We start from the raw sequence: 17,684 nt of genomic DNA, 5'->3' as shown, positions 1-17,684 counted from the left end.
ACTGCCATTGATATCACGGTTCACACCTGACAGTTCGGTGCGATTTTCCCGCTTTTTGTTGTTATATCATCCAATCTAGCGACAACCTGTCCCGAAAGTCCTGCGCGATGCTTGAAATACGGATATTTTGGAGGCGGTAGAATCATTTTTACCCCAGGGCAACCGCCGGCGGACGAGGTTGTTGTGACAGCCACGCTTTAAATTCATACTTTAATTCGTAATTGATCAAAGAGGTCGCAAGTTTTCTGGAGAGAACCTGGTTTCCCGCGAAACGATTGCAATAGACATTGTTTTCATCAGGGCTTGCCAGAGGAGTCTCAACCTCATAATGACAGGCAATCGCCATCAAGAAGTCAACGATTCTCATATTTTCACCGGGAACATTCATTGTATTCGGAGGAAAATCAAGTTTCATATATTGAATCGCAAAGTTGCATGCGTCGGCAATATGGGTAAAAGTTCTGCGTTTCAACCCTAACCCATACATGGGAAGTTCATCGCCGCGAACAGCATTTCGCAAGTAGAAATTGAACAGCCCGGGAGCATCATCAAAGCCGAATTCATCGCCGTAAATCTCTCCCATCCGCAGAATATAGGTCAATAATTTCCCATCCGCCCGGCACGAACGCATCCTCAGATACAATTCCGCCGCCGCGATCGTCATTTCCAATTCAGAGTGGGGAGTCAAGGAAGCTTTTTCCTCAAGCGGTCTTTGGGAATTTCCCTCGCAAACTGCAAAGGAGGACGGATAGCAGAGATGGGATTTTAGCCCCTGGTTTACCAAATGATCGCACAACGATTCCAGTATCTTCAAATGAAGGTCCAGGCCGTCACGAGGATCCAGACAGAGTAAAATCCAATCATAGTTGCAGATGGGGAAGTGCCATGTTGAGTAATCCCCTGTAAAATATTTTGCCCGGGATAAGCTTTCATCAAGCTTAGTCGCACGACCACATCCATATACTTCGTAGCCGGCTGCAAGCCAATACTTCGTAAAGTGCGCCCCCAGATAGGTGTCTGAGCCGATGACAAGAATTTTATTACTCTTATCAGGCATTTCGAATACCATACCGAGTTTTTTTATTTCAAACTTTCTGCTCATGGATAAACTTTCCCGAATAATCGTTTCAGTGTCAGCCGGCTAATGGTTGACGCAATGCGATCAGTTGCCGGCAACTTCGCACCAATCGACAGGCAATTCAATGTGCAGCGACATTTGCACCGATTGAATATTGACAATTATGGTTTCTGTATTTTTGCGTTTTTCCACAATAGCGTAATCGCCTTTGAAAGCGCCGCGTCGAATCAATACGGGTGTATCTTTTACGATCTCCGGCTTGACCGCCAGTTTGTGGTCTTGCGCCAGAATTTCAAATTTCCGCACGAGCCGAAGTTCATTGAGTAAGATATCCGCCAGCGGTTCAGGAAGAAATTTCACTTTCAGCAATGCAGAGTTGATTCTTTGAATATCAAATCCCTGCGAACGCGTGGAAGCAAAAACATAGCCCGGAAACATCGGAACCTGGCGCTTGTAAACCCGATGGGAATATTCCGTCGTTTTGACAAATAGCGGAAGATAAGCGGGGATTCCCTGTTCTCGAAGCCCTTCGTAAAGTCTTTTTTCGCAGCGCGGTCTGGAGACGAAATACATCCACCGCGTATTCTCATACGGACAGAGCATTGCCAGTATCTCATCACCATTGTGTCCTGCATTACTCATAACTGAATTCCTGCATCCGGGCAGCGCGAAGCGATGCTTTTTAGGGATTTACCCAGCAAAAGCACCGTCAACCAGACAAAAAAAACAGCCGCACTCCTCAGCAGTTATGCTGAAGTTTGCAACTGTTCCAATGTATAAAAATAAAGTGTCGCAGAAGAGGCAAAAACTTCTCCTGCGACACAATAGTGGTAATATTTGTTTTTATTAAAATCAGAGAACGACAATGCCCTGCCGGGCACAGCGGAGTTCCGCTGAAAAGAGCAAAGAAAATCGTGACAAGAAAACTGGCACGAAATCTGCGCTTGCTTGCTTGCTTGCTTGCTTGCTTGCTTGCTTGCTTGCTTGCTTGCTTGCAAGAATGAGAGCTTGATAATTACATTATCAAGCTTCCCGAAAGACCTGAATTGCGAAACATGCCAAAACGAAAACAGCCCTGCGGTAAAAATTATATCTGCTGTTTGGGTTTGCCTTGTCATTCTCACTTTATCCAGATTCAATTACTAAAAATCAAATTTAATATACTGCCGCTTGAATGATTGTCAAGATGGCAATCCGAATTTTATTTACTAATAAATAAAGCAGTAATTTCAAGACCATAAGAAACGGTTCTTGCGTGGTCTGCCGGGACGAAATATTGAACAATTTGATTTACAAGAGAATAGAACCAGTTCTACTGTCAGGTCCGGAGGCGCAGCAGAAAATTCTCAAGAGCTATCTGAACCACTATCGCGGACTCGCCAGATCGTTGCTGCTGCAAGCGGCGCCTTTACTTCGGCAAATTATTGCGTCGGCTGGGACACCAGAAGAAAGGAGATGAGAGCTTATTGGACTTCACCAGCCTGCGCCATGCTTTCAATACTCCGCGGATCAGGCTACGGATGGAGAGTCTCCGGAACACCGGCGCTAACTTCAATACCGGGTGATTGTCGAGCGTCACCGGCGGTACGACAAGATTTCAGCGATGAGCTGAACTCGAGATGCCGTAGTCGGAAATGTCATTGTCTGCTGATAGCGGATTCATTTCAGAAAGTATAAAAGCAAGAGGGCCTTCTCCGAATCGGAGAAGGCCCAGAAGAGGGGAAAGAGAGGAGATTCTATTGCCTTAGACTGGGATCCCGGCCGCTTTGTTCAGCCGTTTGTATGCTTTTCTTGTAAAAATTCGGTTGCCGGACGGTTTTTTTCTTTCGAAGCCAAAGCGCTGCTTTGGGGCAATATGGCTTGATTTGTCTCGCATGGCTCCGGATTGAGATTTAAGTACTTATCCTGCCAGTTATTTCAAGGCGACAATTCCGGAGCAATGATACTCCCGACGATGGCATCTCGAGTTTAGCTCATCGCTGAAATCTTGTCGTACCGCCACCGGTGACGTTCGCCAAGTGCCCGGTGGGCTTGAGGAAAGCGCCGGGAATGTCCGGCGCTTTCTGAAATTGGTTCCGCCCGCTGGACCGCGTCCGGCCCGGAGCGATTATATTGTTATTTTTTTTGATCTGTTTAAAAGGGATCAGATCGTCCGGTTCGGGACATATTCTTCGACCGGAGTTTCAAGCACCAGCCGTTCGCTTTTGACCAGTTCGATATTCCGCCACTTGCCGGAACGGAACCGCCAGCAGATGAAACTGGCCTCCAGCATGATGTAGAAGGTCAGGAACAGCCAGACGGTCAGCACGGAGGCGTTCAGCCACAGGATCAGGATCAGGATGCCCGGCACCATGATGCCCCAGGCGCCGCAGAAGCTGATCAGGAAAACGACTTTGGTATCGCCGGCGCCGCGCAATGCGCTCATGAAAATGTATTTCATCGCATCGAAAAAGTTGTAAAATGCCGCACAGGCGAGAATCAGCCGGCAATAGTGCACCACCGTATCGAAATTCACTTTTTCGCTGGGGGTGTCCGGTGCGAACACTCCGGCCAGCAGATGCGGAATGGACAGATAGATGATGCCGCCGCAGATCATGTACAAGGTCGCCATGCGGAAAGCGCGGTAGGTCGTCCGCCGCGATACCTCTTTGCGGTTGCGGCCGATATACTGGCCGACGACAATCGCCGTGGCATCGGACATGCCGAGCAGCGGAACAAAACACATGTTGTTGATGGTCAAAGCGATCGTCGTGGCGCTCTGGGCGTCGGCCGGAAGCCGGCCGATCAGCATGACCACCAGCGTGAAGGCGCCGACGTCAAAGAATACCTGCATTCCGGCCGGGGTGCCGAATTCAAACAGCCGCCGGACGTAAGCCCAATGCAGTTTCTTGCAGCTCAGGGTCGGGAAGGTTTGCTGATCGACGGTGCAGAAGATGACGACCGCGCACAGAAAGGTGAACAGCGTACACAATGTCGTCGCAATGCCGGCGCCGTAGATACCCCAGGCCGGCGCGCCGAATTTGCCGAAGATGAACATGTAATCGAGCAGCACGTTGACCATGCAACTGGCGACGTTGATTACCGCGATCGGCAATGTTTTCCCGCGTCCGGAAAAGAAGGCGAACAGCGGTGCGCTCAGACAGACGAATACGCCGCTGAACCGCAACCCCCGGAAGTACTCCTTCTGCCGTTCGATGATGTCCGGATCGATCTGAATACTGTGCTCCATGAAGAAGTTGCCGATGAGCGGATTGACGAGGGCGATCCACAAGCCGGCCGCCAAGGCGACGTAAAATCCCGACCAGGCGGCCCGGACGCAGGAGACATACTCCTTGGCGCCGTACAATTGGGCGACTACCGCCGAAGTGAAACCGATCGTCACCGAGAAGAAACTGAACAGCGTGAAATATAAGATGCCCGACGGCAAGGCCGCCGCGACATCTTCCGGCGAATGCCAGGCCAGAAACATGCGGTCGACGAATTGCATGACCGTCAGGCTGGCGCTCATGATGATCAGCGGATAGGCGACCCGCCAGAGTTCCAGATAACCGCCGGGTTCCAGAAAATGACGACGACTGACATACCCCTTGAGGGTCTTGGGGGAGAACATTTTTCTGATTTTCCAAGTAATTGATAGAACGAATCAAGCTCGACAGGCAACGAAGAACTGTAAAGGCTGTACTCTAGCATGCCGACCGGCATTGTCAAATCGGCGGGACGATTTTTTCGCGCTTTATTGAGAAATCGGCGGAATGCCGGCCGACGCGTCAATAGTTCAGATGACGGCGCAGCGCGAAATAGGCCGATTCCGGCGAATGCATTTGATAGGCCGACGCGATCAGGCGGTGTTCCCGGCTGATCTTTTCCAGCCGCTGGCGTTCATAAGCGCCGTCGTCGAGAATATGCCGTTGCCGGAAGAATTCCCCCAGGGCGGCGGCGATGACTTTGAGCATCCGGCAATTGGCCGGCGCCATCAACGCGGCATGAAAACGGATTTCCGCCTCATCAATGCGGTCGAAATCCAGCGGTTCGGCACAGATAAGCTGTTCGAACGCCGAACAGTTCTGTTCGATGGCGTCGAGTTGGGCTCCGTTGGCTTTTTCCACCGCATCGCCGACGCACCCCAGTTCCAGGATCCGCCGCAATTCGAACAGTTCGTTCAGTTCGGCGGTGCCGGGGCGGGTCAAATGACGAAGCAGGCGCTCCAATACGTTGACCAGATCGGGTGCCGCGACCCGGATGCCGCTGCCGCGCCGGGAGGTGACCAACCCGAGCGCTTTCAAATAACAGAACGCTTCCCGCAACGCCACCCGGGAAACCTGCCACATTTCCACCAGTCTGGCTTCGGTCGGCAATTCGTCGCCGACTCCAAGGTTGTGCGTTTTGATATAATCCAACAGGCGGTTGACCACCTGGCCGGTCAACGTCATATCGCCGGCAATCAGTGCATTCGGATCGTAAGTCATTATTTAAATCCTATTCCCAAAAAGCAGCAGCCTCTCAACCCGAATTTTTGGTGGCACCTCCCGGCCGGGACGGCTCCTCTTCCGGCCCGACCGGTCGGCTGGCGCAGCCGGTCTCCTCTTGCCGGCTGCACCGCAATTCGCCCGCCGCTCCTCTTCCGGCGGGCGAACCGACCCGTTCAAACTTGCGCCTCCTCTTTGCGAAGTTTGAACCACCAATTCCGCCGGAATACTCCTCAATTGCCGGCGGAACGGTCTTCTGCTGACCGATTGGCCGCTCCTCAGCCGGCCGGTTCGATCATTTCGGGTTGAGCGGCTGCATCAAACATCCTGCTCTCCATCGTCCCCATGTTTTTAGTATAGCACAGTTTGTTTTAAAAGTCAACCTGTATAGTGAATAAAATATGATAAATTTTGTCTTTTTAGGGATTTTTGTCTGGGAATTATGGGATTTTCTCGATAATTAGTAATATTAATTTAACGATAGGAGACGAACTGGAGAACGCGACGACAATGTTGGACCATACTTTTTTGAAAGAAAGTTAGCGCTCCCTAATAGAAGCCGGATTGCATTTGAACAATCACTGGATATATTATACAATCTGAAAAATGGAAAGTTGCCTATTGATGGAAAAGATCGATATTTCAAGCAGCATGGAAGATTATCTGGAGGCGATCTCCGAAATCATCGCCGCCAACGGTCATGCGCATACCAAGGACATCGCCGATCGTCTCAGGGTGAAGATGCCGTCGGTGACCAATGCGTTGCAGGGGCTTTCGGCCCGTGGCCTGATCCGCTATCAATCCCACGCGCCGGTGGTATTGACGGCGCTCGGGGCGGAAACCGCTGCGGTGATCCGGCATCGTCACGCGGCGCTCAAGCGTTTTTTCAGTGAAATATTGAAGCTGGAGCCGGAAGAGGCCAACGACACCGCCTGCAAGATCGAACATGTCGTCAGTGAGAAGGTCATGTCCCGTTTCGTCGCTTTGGTCGAAGCGATCGGGGACCGCCCGGATTGCGCCGAACTGCGGCAGTATCTGGAGCAGACGATGCCGCAACTCTGTGCCGATTCGGCGGAAAAGCTTATTTCGCTGGATCAATTGCCGGAGGGCCGCCAGGCGGTCGTCGTGCGGGTTGCGGAGAATTTGCGCGGCGTGAAAAAATTTGCCGATCTGGGTTTGGTCAGCGGTACGTTGCTGCAGATGGAAGGGCGGGCTCCCTTCGGCGATTTGCTCCGGGTGCGGGTGATGGGCAGCAGCCTGTCGTTGCGCAGCAAGGAAGCGGCGCATATCTGGGTGCGGTTGACCGAGCAGTGAATCGCGTCCCTGCCGGGGATGCGATTATTTTTTGAAGATAAATTTAGTCGAACCTAATCTAAGGATTTGAAAAGCCGTTATGAAACCAGTTTATCGCATCGCCTTGGCCGGCAATCCGAATTGCGGCAAGACGACCGTTTTCAATCTGTTGACCGGTACGCGCCAGCATGTCGGCAACTACCCGGGCGTCACGGTGGAGCGCAAGAGCGGCCGCTGCCGGATCGGCAATCTGGATGTCGAATTGATCGATCTGCCGGGGATTTATGGTCTGTCCAGTTCGTCGCCGGAAGAGCAGGTGGCGTTCAGGGAACTGCTGGAAACCAAAATCGACCTGATTTTCAACATCATTGACGCCGGCAATCCGCAGCGCAATCTGTATCTGACCACCCAGTTGGCGGAGCTGAATATTCCGATGCTGCTGGTGTTCAATATGGTCGACGACGCCCGGAACCGCGGCCTGGAGTTCGATTATGCCAAGTTGGAACGTTATTTCGGCGCGAAGATTGTCGAGACGGTGGGATCCGACGGCGAGGGCATCGACAAACTGAAGGAAACGGCGCAGGAAATTCTGGAGACGGAGCCGAAACCGCTGCCGGTGCGGCTGCATTACGGCGAGACCACCGATGCGGCAATCGAAGCGCTGACCCGGGCGGTTGAAGCGCTGCAACTGCCGCAGTTCAACCACATTCCGGCCCGCTATTTTGCCATCAAATTGCTGGAAAATGACGAGGATGTCGGCCGGATGCCGGAGTTCGCACCGGTATTGGAGGAGGCGGCGTCCCGGCGGGAGAAGCTGACCGCCAGGCACGGCATCAACCACGAAACCTTTATGGCCGACTGCCGTTACGGCATGATCGCCGGCGCCTGCCGGGAAGCGATCCATATCAACAACGAGCAGCGGCGGCAGATTTCCGACAACATCGACAAAGTGGCGACCAACCGCTATCTGGGGGTGCCGATCTTCCTGATCATGATGTTGCTGGTCTTTGCCTTTACCTTTACCTGCGGCGAACCGCTGATGCAATTGCTGGATTTCTTTTTCAGCGGGTTGGCCGATTTCCTCTCCGAATACTGGCCGGCGACTTTTCTGCCGTTCGTCAAATCACTGGTCATCGAGGGGATTATCGGCGGAGTCGGCAGTGTGCTGTCGTTCCTGCCGAATATTCTGCTGCTTTTTCTGGCGATCGCTTTTCTGGAAGGAACCGGCTATATGGCGCGTGCCGCCTTCGTCATGGACGGTTTCATGCACAAGTTCGGGCTGCATGGCAAGAGTTTTATTCCGATGCTGCTGGGGTTCGGCTGTTCGGTGCCGGCGGTGATGGCGACGCGGACGATCGAATCGGAACGCGACCGGCTGACGACGATTCTGATTCTGCCGCTGATGAGCTGCGGCGCCCGCCTGCCGATTTACGCGTTGATTATTCCGGCCTTCTTCCCGGAAAACTTCCAGGCGATGATCATGTGGGTCATCTATCTGATTGGCATCGCGCTGGCGCTGGGCTGCGCGGTGCTGTTGAAATCGACGCTGTTCCGGGGCGAGGATGAAGTGTTCGTCATGGAGCTGCCGCCGTACCGGATGCCGACGATGAAAAGTCTGCTGATCCACATGTGGGAGCGGACGGTGATGTATCTGCGCAAGGCCGGGACGCTGATTCTGACCGCCTCGGTGTTGCTTTACGTCATCAACACTTTTCCGGAGAAGAAAACTTTCGACCGCGATTACGACGCGGCAATTGCCGCGGTGGAACAGCGCCAATTGCCGGAAGAGGAGCAGCAGGACCAGATTCAAACCTTGCGGGCGGAGCGGCAATCCGAAATTCTCGCTTATTCGTTGGCCGGCCGGATCGGCAAGGGGCTGGAGGTGGTCATGCATCCGCTCGGTTTCGACTGGCGGGTCAGTTCGGCATTGATCGGCGCCTTTGCCGCCAAAGAGCTGTTCGTGTCGCAGTTGGGCATTCTCTACTCGGTGGGCGAGGCGAACGAAGCATCGCTGCCGCTGCGGACGCATCTGCAGGAAAATTATACACCGCTGCAGGGATTCTGCATCATGCTGTTCTGTCTGGTGTCGATGCCCTGCATCGCCACGGTGGCGGTGGTGCGGCGGGAGACCAACTCCTGGACGCTGACACTGCTGCAGGTGTGCGGACTGACGCTGATGGCTTATCTGCTGACGTTAATCGTCTACCAGGCGGGTTCGTTTTTCGAGCTCGGAACGCATCTGATCGGTTGACGAACGCCGGTTGGCCTTTCACGCTCCGGAATATCCGGGGCGTTTTTGTTGCCGGCGGATGATAAAACTGCGGAATTTTTAAGCGGCCGATTTGCAATTCCCGGCAAGGGTCGATCTATTAAAGGGAGCGCGCCCCCGGAGGGGCGGCGGTCAAGGCGAGGAGAATTTGTTATGACGGTGACATTCGAGCAGTTTCTGCTGGTGATGGGCTTGACTTTATTCGCCGGTCTGGCGACCGGAATCGGCGGAGCGGTGGCATTTTTCAGCCACCGGGAACAGGATTCCGGCAAATTCCTGTCGGCGTCGCTGGGGTTTTCCGGCGGGGTGATGGTTTATATTTCGCTGGTGGAATTGCTGAATCAGGCGAGGGTGGGGCTGCAGGATGTTTACGGTCTCACCCGGGGCGGATTGCTGGCGCTCGGTGGTTTTGCCTTCGGTTTGCTGGCGACTGCCGTGATCGACAAATTGGTGCCGGAAGTGGAAAATCCGCACCACGTCCGTTCGCAATCGGAATTCAACCACGCCGTTTATGCGAGCCCGGAGGAACGGGCGCGGCTCGGCCGGGCCGGAATCATGTTTGCCCTGGCGATCGGTTTGCACAACTTCCCGGGGGGATTGGCGACTTTTGCCGCCGGCTTGTCCGGCATGGAGGTCGGCGTGCCGATCGCCATCGCGATTGCTTTGCACAATATCCCGGAAGGGATCGCGATCGCCGTGCCGCTGGTTTATGCCACCGGCAACAAAAAAAAGGCCTTCTGGTATTCGCTGCTGTCCGGGTTGGCGGAGCCGGTCGGCGCTTTGATCGGTTTTCTGCTGTTGCTGCCGATCCTGACCCCGACGGTGCTGGCGGTCATGTTCGCGCTGGTGGCCGGCGTCATGGTTTATATCGCCTTCGACGAACTGCTGCCGATGGCGGAAACTTACGGCAAACATCACATCGCGCTGGCCGGGGTGTTGAGCGGCATGCTTTTTATCGGCGCCGGTTTGGAATTTTTACACTGACGAAGTCGAGCATCGGTTGCGGCGGGAGGAGTTTGATGTGGAAATCCGATTGACGACGAAGGGCGACAGTGCCGCGTTATTGCGGATATACGCTCAATATATCGATACGCCGATCACGTTTGAAACGGTGTTGCCGTCCGAGCGGGAGTTCACGGCGCGGTTCGCGAGCATCTCCGGGATTTACCCCTGTCTGGTCGCCGGGGAAAACGGCCGGATTATCGGCTATGCGTATGCGCACCGACAGATGGAACGCGCCGCCTATCAATGGAACGCCGAACTGTCGATTTACCTCGACCGTGCTTTCACTTCGCGGGGGTTGGGCAGGAAGCTGTACGCCGTCTTAATGGAAATTTTGAAACGGCAGGGAATCAAGACCGTTTATGGCGGGGGTACCGTGCCGAATCCTGCCCGGGAGAAACTTCATCTGGCGCTGGGATTCCGGCGGATCGGGATCTATCGCCGCACCGGTTATAAATGCGGAGCCTGGCATGATGTCGCCTGGTTTGAAAAAGCGATTGCGCCCTGCCGGCCGGAGCCGGAGCCGGTTCTGCCGGTCGAACGGATTCCCGCTGAAAAACTGGACGCGCTGATTCGGAAATATCAGTGAACAACGCCGGTGATGCCGTTTCGCGGGAAAAAAACTTGCCGCCGATCCAAGACGGCAAGTTTTCCGGGGGAGGTTATTCCTGAACGTCCAGGGAAATCTTCAACTGTTCGGCCGGAGTGTCCGGTTCCCAACTGCGGACGTAGCGCAATTGCCAGGTCGCTTTGCCGGCTTTCAACGCTTTCAGTTTGTATTCCCGTTTGCCGGGGGCGCCCATCAGGGGGGAATCCGGCACTTTATATTCGTCCTGCGTCAGTTCTGCGACATCCGCCGGAATGATTTCGCCGGTCCAACGGTAACCGGTGGTCGGATTCTCCTCCAGTTCCAGAGCAATTGTCTGGCCGACGCGCAGATGCAGAATCGGGTTTTGCTGATCCGGTGAGATGACCACCGGCACCGGGGATTGAACGTCATCAGACCACGACGCACAGCCGGCGCCGAGCAGCAGCAAACCGGACAAAACGGTAAAAGCGGAAAAAGTTCTCATAAATCAAGCTCCTGAAACGGTGAACGGTTGGGCGCGGCCTCCCTGGCGGCGCCGGATTGGAAATTGCTGTCTTCCTTACTGTAGACCTCCTGCGGCCAAAGTGCAAGGAAACGTTGCCGGTATTTTTTTCGACGGAAGCGGCCCGGCGGGGAAGGGGGCGGCGTTGTCTCTCCGGCTGTGCCGGATTGAGGCGCTTTGTCCGAATTAACCTTAACAATGTCTTTATGGATATTGATTTTTGAGCGGAAAATCAGTATACTATTGATTGAGCTGATTTAAAATTAGCTCCGGGCGGTCCGGGTTTTATCACGATGAGACGATTGTCCCGCAAACAAAAACATAGAAAGGGTTGGAAAAATGAAGCAAGGGATCAAAAATTTTACATTGATTGAATTGCTGGTCGTTATCGCGATTATCGCCATTCTTGCCAGCATGCTGCTGCCGGCTCTGGGCAAGGCGAAGGCGTCGGCGCAGAGCATCAAATGCTTGAACAACGTCAAGACGATCGGGCTGGGAATGATCATGTACCGGAACGACAACAACAGCCGGATGGCGCCGACTCCTCTGGGGTATGATCCGGATACCGCCACCTACTGGCCGACTTTCATCGCGCCTTATACGATGGACGGACCGCGTTACAGCGACGCCGCCGCCAACATTCATTACTGGGACAACACCATGCCGGCCTATCTGCTCTGCCCGGCGATGAGCTGGAACGGCGCGACGGCGCACAACGGTTATCTGTCCTATGCGCTGAGCTTGCAGTATTCCGACGGCCGGCCGATTGAAAATGTCGCCAGCACCACGGTGATCAGCGCCGGCGATTCGCATGATTTGGGCAACGATGCCGGAACCCTGACGTTCATGCCGTGGGACAGCCACTGGTCGAGCTGGTACGGGACGGCGACCGGTTTCGCCAAACGGCACAATACCGGCGGCAACTATCTGCATCTGGACGGCAGCGCCAAATATTACAAGTGGGATCAGTTGCACAACGACAAGGAAATTTTCCGCGGCGGCGAAGACGAAAAATGGTGGTTTGAATAATCGGGAGGAAGCACTATACTTCATGAATGTTCACATTGGGAATCGAGCAAGGAACGGAAGGAACGGGTGATGAAATTCCGGCTTTGGATGGTGGGATTGTTCATCGGGGCGGTTGCCGTTGGCGGCATGGTGGACAATTCCGGCTTTGAAGAAGGTGAAAAAGGATGGCAGCCGTATTATCACGGTTATCGGTTGGTTGAAGAAGATGGCCGGGGAAGCTGTGCGTTGCTGGAACGTGACCATCCGGCCGGTCTGGTCTGGGAGGATGCCTGCGGTTTCAGTCAGGTTGTCAACTTTGAAGAACCGCGGCGCGGCCCGTTTACGCTGCAGTTTGATGTGCGCAGCGAAGAGATCCGCGACGGGGCGCCGGAGGTCAATATCGAGCTGCTTTACGTCAACGGAATGCGTGACTGGTCCAATACGTTTGCGCTATCCGACACCGGCCTTTGGGGACGGCAGACCCTGACGGTGGCGGCCGGAACGCGGCCGGTCAAGGCGGTCCGGATCTATTTCTACAGCCGGGCTGCCGGCCGGGTCTGGTTTGACAACATCGCGTTGACGGCGGAAAATCAGGAATTCGAGTTGGCGGTGGAGGCGTTTCATGCCGTCAACGGCTTGTATGGTGATCGCGGCTTGACGGCGTTCGGCCGGCTGAATTCACCGGCCGATTGGTCGCTGACGGTGGTTGACGCCGCCGGAGTCCAGGTTGCGAAGGCGGAGGGAACGGACGCTTATCCGGTCTGCCGCGATGAGAATATCCCCGCCGGCGATTTGGTCGTGCAGTTGACGGCGGCAGATCCGTATGGCGGCGGCCGGGTCGGGACGGAAATCCGGCTGGCTGCCGCAAAGCGGCCGCCGCGGGCGATCGCCGCCTGGAGCGCCGATTCGATGACGCGGCTGATGCCGGATGCGCTGCCGGAATCGGGGCGACAGCCGGAGGACGGCGTTGCCGTGACGTTGGCCCGGCGGGAAGCGGAGAGTTTCCAATTGGCATTGAAAGCGCTGAATGCGGACGGCTTCGGCGAATATGACGTGGAAATTGTCCCGCCGCGGCTGGATGGCCGGCCGGATACGGTTTTTCCGTCGGACGCGATTGCCGTTTACCGGCAGGGATGGGTGCGGCTGGAAAATGTGACGCAGCACCCGGCCCAGCCGCCGCAGGCGCCCGGCTGGACGCCGGAAGTGTTGCTGCCCGGCGGACCGGTGGAGGTAACCGACACTGCGGTGACGCCAATTTGGTTTACCGTCACCGCGGCGGCCGATACCCGGCCGGGAGTCTATCGCGGTTTGGTCCGGTTGCGGTCGCGGCAGCATCCGGAAGGGATCCTGGAGTTCCCGTTGCGGATTACGGTGTGGGATTTCGTGCTGCCGGAAATGGCCTCCCTGCCGGTGGCGATCGATCTGGATGAAGAAGATTTGCGTCAGGTTTACGGCGAAGAGCGTTTCCCGGAAATACGGCGGCGTTACTGGGATTTCCTGTTGCTTCATCGTTTTCCGCCGCAGCGCATCTACAATTCGGCGTTGCCGGACCTGGAGGCGTTTGCCGCTTACGCCGACCGGATACGGCTGTATAACTTCGGCGTCGATTTCGGGCGCGAAATTCGGCCGGATGCGTTGCGGAAAAAAGTCGACGCCCTGGCCGGACAGATGGCGGAGGTGGACCGTCATCCCGATTGGCGCCGCAAAGCTTTTTTCTATGGCTGCGACGAGTTCCAGGCCGCCCATCGTGACACGGTCCGGACGGTTTTCGGCATCTTGCGGGAACGCTTCCCGGGCATTCCGACGCTGTCGACCACCATGGTTTCGGTGGTGCCGCTGGAAGCGGCGGCGATCCGGGCGATGAACCTGGATTGGATTTGTGTGCTGTTTCCCGAATATGACGCCGAAAAAGCGGCGGCGGTCCGGGCGGCCGATCCCGGTTTGCAGGTCTGGGGGTATATCTGCCTGTTGCCCTGGTATCCGTATGTGAATTTCCGCATGGAGTTCCCGTTGATCGAAAGCCGCCTGTTCGCCTGGCAGTGTTATGAGCAGGGGATGGACGGCTTTCTGTACTGGAGCTGGAACGCTTACTGGCAGGAGGGCTGCTTCAAGCAGTCGCGCCGGCCGCTGGACCCGGATCACTGCGGCTCCTATCTGGACTGGAGTTTCACGACCATGTCGAAAGGGGGCGCGCAGGACAATATTCACGGCGATGGCCGGCTGCTGGTTTACGGCGTTGACGGTCCGCTGGGTACGATCCGGCTGGAAAATATGCGGGACAGTATGGAGGATTACGAATACCTGAAACTGTATGAAACCCGTTTCGGCCGTGAAGCCGCTTTGCGGCTCTGCCGGACCGTATCGCCGGAAAAGACCCGTTTCAGCCGTGATCCGCGGTTGTTGCGGGAAGTGCGGCAACGACTGGCGGAAGCGCTGCAGGCGGCCGAATTTTAGAAGGCGGGCTTATTGGCCGGTGGCCGCCAGCTCCTGCCAGCGCAATGAACTGGCTTTTCCCGGCGTATTGCCGCGAATGCGGTAATAGCCGGGAGAGTGGCCGTAGTGTTTTCGAAACGCTTTGCCCATCGCCGCCGCGTCGGCGTAACCGCAGCGGGAGGCCACCGCTTCCAGCGTCAGCGTCGGATTGGCCAGTAGCCGATGGGCGTATTCCAGCCGGACCGTCTGGAGCAGGCGGCCGGGGGAGGTCTGCAGCTCCCGGCGCATCAGCAGTTTCAACTGGGAAACCGAAATATCCGCCGCTGCCGCCACCGCATCGACGTTGGCCATGACGCCGCGATGGGAAAAAATGTACTGGATCGCCTTTTTCAGGGATTCGTCCTGCATCGCCAGCATGTCGGTGCTGCCGCGGGTGACGATGCTTTTCGACTGCGGATAGAGCAGCGGGGTGCGCACTTGCCGGCCGTGGAGCCGGATATCGAGCGCTTTGGCCATCAGATTGCCGATCTCATAGAGTTCGCCGCTCAAAGCTGAAGTCGGCGGATGGGTTTGCAAAGTCAGCACCGGTTCGTCGTTGTTGCTCAACAGCGCGATTTCGGCCGGGATCCGGCAGTTCTCCTCCGCCAGCGCCCGGGAGACGATCGGCAGCTCGAAAATATTCGGGACGAACAGTGCGCAGGGTCTGGGCAAACCGCGGAGAAACTGCCGGATCCGCTGTACCCCGAAACGGAAATTGCCGGGACTCAAATTGCCGCTTTCGCCGTTCCAGTACAATAGGTGCAGCACTTGGCCCCGGAGAGCCAGCAGGTCTGCCAGTTCCGCTTCGATGGAACGGAGGCCCGGCAGCACCGGCCAGCATTGATATTCCACCATTGCGAAGTGGCGGTAGCCGCGCACCCGGAAGTAATCGAAAACCTGCCGGGCCAGAACGTCGCTCGCGCCGCCGACATTGACAATATTGGGGCCTTGATGTACCGAACGGGTGACGACCGGCAGGGTATTGTCGTTTCCCAGAGAGTCCAAATCCTCGCGGTCGGGATAATCGGCGATCACCCCGTCTCCGAACCAGCCGCGGGGAAAGTCATAGTGGTAGATGTCCAATATCCACTCTTTGGCATTGGCGTAATTCGAAACGGCGCGTTCCAGCTCGGGATGGACGCGGCGCTGGAAAAATAGGATCTGCTTTCTTTTCATAGTCGTTCTCCGGCGAAAGTCTGTCATGCTCCCGACCGCATATCATAGCAGGGCCGACGTCCGGAATCAAGCCGCCTGCGATGAAAATTTTGAGGTTTGTTAGGAAATTAGATTATGCTTGATTTGAGCAAATTGGCCGCGCTGGAACTCCCGAAAAAAGAAGTGGCAATTTCGGTCCTGGGCGAAAAACAGAACGTGACGATTTCGGCATTCGGCGACGATATCGCGTTGCAAATGTCGGATATCAGCCACAACCGGCCGGACGATGCCGAATTGCGTATCCGGCGGCTCCTGTTCTCCCGGTGCGTCGAGGGAATGAACGAACAGCAGATCGAACTGCTGCTCGAAAAGGATGGACAGGTATTTACAGACATTCAGCTGGGAATGGGACCAGATTGAACAGGACAGGCGCCTTGTTTTCAAAGACGCCTGTTTTTACCTTTCCCGCTTGTCGGTCCGTTTTACCGGCAGCGGCGGCATCAAGTTCCTGCCATCGTATATAGCCGAAATGGCGCGCAATTGCGCCAGGCAGCAGAGCAATTAGGCATTGGAACGCCTGAATTCCAAAGTCGAATTGATCATCGGCACAATCCGGTTTCATCCGGATCGAACGCCAGATAACCGGTCAATTTCCCGGAATTCTTTTTCATCGCTCCATCATGCCGTTACTTTTTTCGGCCGGCCGCCTTTGCGGCCGTTGACCCGGCTGGCGGCGGTCTGCCGGGAACTTTTGCGCCGAATCATCTGGCCGCACGCCGGACAGCATTGCCCCCGGCTTGTTTCCGTCGTCGGCCGGGTCTCCAGACCGTTGCAATACAATTCTTCGGCGTCCAGGTCGATTGCATCATTCCAACTCACGCCATGCCCGCCGACATCGACCTTCACTTGTTCAAACAGGCCGGGAATATTGCGCAAGTCCTGAAATTCCGGCTGCACATCGAACAATGCTCCGACGTTATAGGCCGTCTGCCTGCCATCGGCAAAATCCGCCAGCAGCAACCAGCCCGGCAACGCCTTTACGGCAGTCAATTTGTGAAATGCCATTTGTCATGCCCTCTTGTTTATTCCAGCGGTGCAATCTCGCGGAATTTCTGCGTATTCCAGATTTCCAGCAGTTCGGCCCGGTGATCTTTGCCCCACTCCTGAACCATCGCCAATGCCTTTTGCGGCAAGTCACCCTCGATCATATCCAAAGTATCAAGGTCAAACATTCCGGACCGGTCTCCATAAATTGCATGAAAATGTGGCGGGTTATGTTCTCCGGCCCGGAAGTACATCTTGATCAAAATGCCATAGAACCGACAAATTACCGGCATTGCTTTCAACTCCTGTTTTTTTATTACAGTAATAATATAAACCAAATTTAGGTTATCTCAAGAGCCGGTCGCTATTTTTTTGTTATTTGGCGGCTATGGTTTCCGCGTATTATATTCTATCTTAGCAAGTAACTTTATATGGAAAGCGATTGGCCAAAACGGAAAACATTCGAACCCAGTCCTGCCGAGAAGGCCGCCGCAAATGAATTGAAATTTCGCAAACAGGCATATGAGGAAATGAACCGCCGACTCAAAGAACGCGGTGAACTGACGTTGAAAGATTTTCAGATTGACCAGGCGGCGGCAAAACTGGAACTGGCCAATAACCAGGCCAGACAAGCGGCGCTGAAAGCCTATAATGCCGAGCTCCAAATGGAAGGAGCCTTGAAAGCGCGGAACCGGGCAATCAAACGGGGTGCCGAAGCAACAGAGATTTTGGCATTGGCGTAATTCGAAACGGCGCGTTCCAGCTCGGGATGGACGCGGCGCTGGAAAAATAGAATCTGCTTTCTT

General features: G+C 55.2%; 17 protein-coding genes. 8 read left to right on the top strand and 9 right to left on the bottom strand.

Annotated elements, in window-relative coordinates:
* Nucleotides 1–148 precede the first annotated feature (148 nt).
* The 5 genes from HWX74_RS02675 to HWX74_RS02655 all read right to left on the bottom strand — a co-directional run bounded on the left by HWX74_RS02675 (nucleotide 149) and on the right by HWX74_RS02655 (nucleotide 5,544).
* Entirely contained in the window at nucleotides 149–1,102 is a 954-nt protein-coding gene (locus HWX74_RS02675) for an NAD(P)-dependent oxidoreductase (protein ID WP_176012071.1), read from the bottom strand.
* A gap of 60 nt (nucleotides 1,103–1,162) precedes the next feature.
* Complete coding sequence (locus tag HWX74_RS02670; RefSeq protein ID WP_176012070.1) at nucleotides 1,163–1,720, bottom strand: transcription termination/antitermination NusG family protein; 558 nt, start codon at nucleotides 1,718–1,720, stop codon at nucleotides 1,163–1,165.
* A gap of 104 nt (nucleotides 1,721–1,824) precedes the next feature.
* A complete protein-coding gene (locus HWX74_RS02665; RefSeq protein WP_176011557.1) occupies nucleotides 1,825–2,196 on the bottom strand; it encodes a hypothetical protein in 372 nt (123 codons plus the stop codon).
* Nucleotides 2,197–3,221: 1,025 nt separating this feature from the next.
* On the bottom strand, nucleotides 3,222–4,688 hold the full coding sequence (locus HWX74_RS02660) for an MATE family efflux transporter (protein ID WP_176012069.1): 1,467 nt from the start codon (nucleotides 4,686–4,688) through the stop codon (nucleotides 3,222–3,224).
* Nucleotides 4,689–4,845: 157 nt separating this feature from the next.
* Nucleotides 4,846–5,544: a FadR/GntR family transcriptional regulator gene (locus HWX74_RS02655; RefSeq protein ID WP_176012068.1), complete on the bottom strand. Its 699-nt coding sequence runs from the start codon at nucleotides 5,542–5,544 to the stop codon at nucleotides 4,846–4,848.
* 624 nt (nucleotides 5,545–6,168) lie between these two features.
* Between HWX74_RS02655 and HWX74_RS02650 the strand changes: the two genes are divergently transcribed.
* The 4 genes from HWX74_RS02650 to HWX74_RS02635 all read left to right on the top strand — a co-directional run bounded on the left by HWX74_RS02650 (nucleotide 6,169) and on the right by HWX74_RS02635 (nucleotide 10,697).
* Complete coding sequence (locus HWX74_RS02650; protein WP_176012067.1) at nucleotides 6,169–6,858, top strand: metal-dependent transcriptional regulator; 690 nt, start codon at nucleotides 6,169–6,171, stop codon at nucleotides 6,856–6,858.
* Between the two features lie 79 nt (nucleotides 6,859–6,937).
* Nucleotides 6,938–9,088: a ferrous iron transport protein B gene (gene feoB / locus HWX74_RS02645; RefSeq protein WP_176012066.1), complete on the top strand. Its 2,151-nt coding sequence runs from the start codon at nucleotides 6,938–6,940 to the stop codon at nucleotides 9,086–9,088.
* Nucleotides 9,089–9,259: 171 nt separating this feature from the next.
* Nucleotides 9,260–10,090: a zinc transporter ZupT gene (zupT, locus tag HWX74_RS02640; RefSeq protein WP_176012065.1), complete on the top strand. Its 831-nt coding sequence runs from the start codon at nucleotides 9,260–9,262 to the stop codon at nucleotides 10,088–10,090.
* A gap of 37 nt (nucleotides 10,091–10,127) precedes the next feature.
* Entirely contained in the window at nucleotides 10,128–10,697 is a 570-nt protein-coding gene (locus tag HWX74_RS02635) for a GNAT family N-acetyltransferase (RefSeq protein WP_176012064.1), read from the top strand.
* 73 nt (nucleotides 10,698–10,770) lie between these two features.
* Here HWX74_RS02635 and HWX74_RS02630 read toward each other — a convergent pair whose 3' ends face one another.
* The gene (locus tag HWX74_RS02630; protein ID WP_176012063.1) at nucleotides 10,771–11,181 is read right to left on the bottom strand and encodes a protease inhibitor I42 family protein; all 411 of its coding nucleotides are present in this window, start codon (nucleotides 11,179–11,181) and stop codon (nucleotides 10,771–10,773) included.
* A 357-nt stretch (nucleotides 11,182–11,538) separates the two neighbouring features.
* Between HWX74_RS02630 and HWX74_RS02625 the strand changes: the two genes are divergently transcribed.
* Both HWX74_RS02625 and HWX74_RS02620 read left to right on the top strand, forming a co-directional pair.
* Nucleotides 11,539–12,228, top strand: a complete 690-nt coding sequence (locus tag HWX74_RS02625) for a type II secretion system protein (protein ID WP_176012062.1) — start codon at nucleotides 11,539–11,541, stop codon at nucleotides 12,226–12,228.
* Nucleotides 12,229–12,297: 69 nt separating this feature from the next.
* Nucleotides 12,298–14,661 (top strand): DUF4091 domain-containing protein, encoded by a 2,364-nt coding sequence (locus tag HWX74_RS02620; protein ID WP_176012061.1) that lies wholly within the window; start codon nucleotides 12,298–12,300, stop codon nucleotides 14,659–14,661.
* A gap of 9 nt (nucleotides 14,662–14,670) precedes the next feature.
* Here HWX74_RS02620 and HWX74_RS02615 read toward each other — a convergent pair whose 3' ends face one another.
* Nucleotides 14,671–15,855 (bottom strand): helix-turn-helix domain-containing protein, encoded by a 1,185-nt coding sequence (locus tag HWX74_RS02615; RefSeq protein WP_176012060.1) that lies wholly within the window; start codon nucleotides 15,853–15,855, stop codon nucleotides 14,671–14,673.
* Nucleotides 15,856–15,969: 114 nt separating this feature from the next.
* Between HWX74_RS02615 and HWX74_RS02610 the strand changes: the two genes are divergently transcribed.
* Nucleotides 15,970–16,254, top strand: a complete 285-nt coding sequence (locus tag HWX74_RS02610; RefSeq protein ID WP_176012059.1) for a hypothetical protein — start codon at nucleotides 15,970–15,972, stop codon at nucleotides 16,252–16,254.
* 258 nt (nucleotides 16,255–16,512) lie between these two features.
* Here the strand turns inward: HWX74_RS02610 and HWX74_RS02605 are convergent, their stop codons facing one another.
* Together HWX74_RS02605 and HWX74_RS02600 are read right to left on the bottom strand one after the other, a co-directional pair.
* On the bottom strand, nucleotides 16,513–16,899 hold the full coding sequence (locus tag HWX74_RS02605; protein ID WP_176012058.1) for a DUF2442 domain-containing protein: 387 nt from the start codon (nucleotides 16,897–16,899) through the stop codon (nucleotides 16,513–16,515).
* Between the two features lie 17 nt (nucleotides 16,900–16,916).
* On the bottom strand, nucleotides 16,917–17,171 hold the full coding sequence (locus tag HWX74_RS02600) for a DUF4160 domain-containing protein (RefSeq protein WP_176012057.1): 255 nt from the start codon (nucleotides 17,169–17,171) through the stop codon (nucleotides 16,917–16,919).
* Between the two features lie 138 nt (nucleotides 17,172–17,309).
* On the opposite strand from HWX74_RS02600, the gene HWX74_RS02595 reads away from it, so the two are divergent.
* Nucleotides 17,310–17,621, top strand: a complete 312-nt coding sequence (locus tag HWX74_RS02595) for a hypothetical protein (protein WP_176012056.1) — start codon at nucleotides 17,310–17,312, stop codon at nucleotides 17,619–17,621.
* Nucleotides 17,622–17,684: the final 63 nt, after the last annotated feature.

This window comes from Victivallis sp. Marseille-Q1083 (genome assembly GCF_903645315.1).
In the GTDB taxonomy this organism is placed as follows: domain Bacteria; phylum Verrucomicrobiota; class Lentisphaeria; order Victivallales; family Victivallaceae; genus UMGS1518.
Note: the sequence above shows the minus strand (reverse complement) of the source record. Positions and strands in the feature narration are given on the sequence as shown.

What these genes read in the sequence shown, in the direction of transcription:
- HWX74_RS02675 (WP_176012071.1), bottom strand. Translation starts at nt 1,102, where the DNA reads ATGAGCAGAAAGTTTGAAATAAAAAAACTCGGTATGGTATTCGAAATG.
- HWX74_RS02670 (WP_176012070.1), bottom strand. Translation starts at nt 1,720, where the DNA reads ATGAGTAATGCAGGACACAATGGTGATGAGATACTGGCAATGCTCTGT.
- HWX74_RS02665 (WP_176011557.1), bottom strand. Translation starts at nt 2,196, where the DNA reads ATGACAAGGCAAACCCAAACAGCAGATATAATTTTTACCGCAGGGCTG.
- HWX74_RS02660 (WP_176012069.1), bottom strand. Translation starts at nt 4,688, where the DNA reads ATGTTCTCCCCCAAGACCCTCAAGGGGTATGTCAGTCGTCGTCATTTT.
- HWX74_RS02655 (WP_176012068.1), bottom strand. Translation starts at nt 5,544, where the DNA reads ATGACTTACGATCCGAATGCACTGATTGCCGGCGATATGACGTTGACC.
- HWX74_RS02650 (WP_176012067.1), top strand. Translation starts at nt 6,169, where the DNA reads ATGGAAAAGATCGATATTTCAAGCAGCATGGAAGATTATCTGGAGGCG.
- feoB (WP_176012066.1), top strand. Translation starts at nt 6,938, where the DNA reads ATGAAACCAGTTTATCGCATCGCCTTGGCCGGCAATCCGAATTGCGGC.
- zupT (WP_176012065.1), top strand. Translation starts at nt 9,260, where the DNA reads ATGACGGTGACATTCGAGCAGTTTCTGCTGGTGATGGGCTTGACTTTA.
- HWX74_RS02630 (WP_176012063.1), bottom strand. Translation starts at nt 11,181, where the DNA reads ATGAGAACTTTTTCCGCTTTTACCGTTTTGTCCGGTTTGCTGCTGCTC.
- HWX74_RS02625 (WP_176012062.1), top strand. Translation starts at nt 11,539, where the DNA reads ATGAAGCAAGGGATCAAAAATTTTACATTGATTGAATTGCTGGTCGTT.
- HWX74_RS02620 (WP_176012061.1), top strand. Translation starts at nt 12,298, where the DNA reads ATGAAATTCCGGCTTTGGATGGTGGGATTGTTCATCGGGGCGGTTGCC.
- HWX74_RS02615 (WP_176012060.1), bottom strand. Translation starts at nt 15,855, where the DNA reads ATGAAAAGAAAGCAGATCCTATTTTTCCAGCGCCGCGTCCATCCCGAG.
- HWX74_RS02610 (WP_176012059.1), top strand. Translation starts at nt 15,970, where the DNA reads ATGCTTGATTTGAGCAAATTGGCCGCGCTGGAACTCCCGAAAAAAGAA.
- HWX74_RS02605 (WP_176012058.1), bottom strand. Translation starts at nt 16,899, where the DNA reads ATGGCATTTCACAAATTGACTGCCGTAAAGGCGTTGCCGGGCTGGTTG.
- HWX74_RS02600 (WP_176012057.1), bottom strand. Translation starts at nt 17,171, where the DNA reads ATGCCGGTAATTTGTCGGTTCTATGGCATTTTGATCAAGATGTACTTC.
- HWX74_RS02595 (WP_176012056.1), top strand. Translation starts at nt 17,310, where the DNA reads ATGGAAAGCGATTGGCCAAAACGGAAAACATTCGAACCCAGTCCTGCC.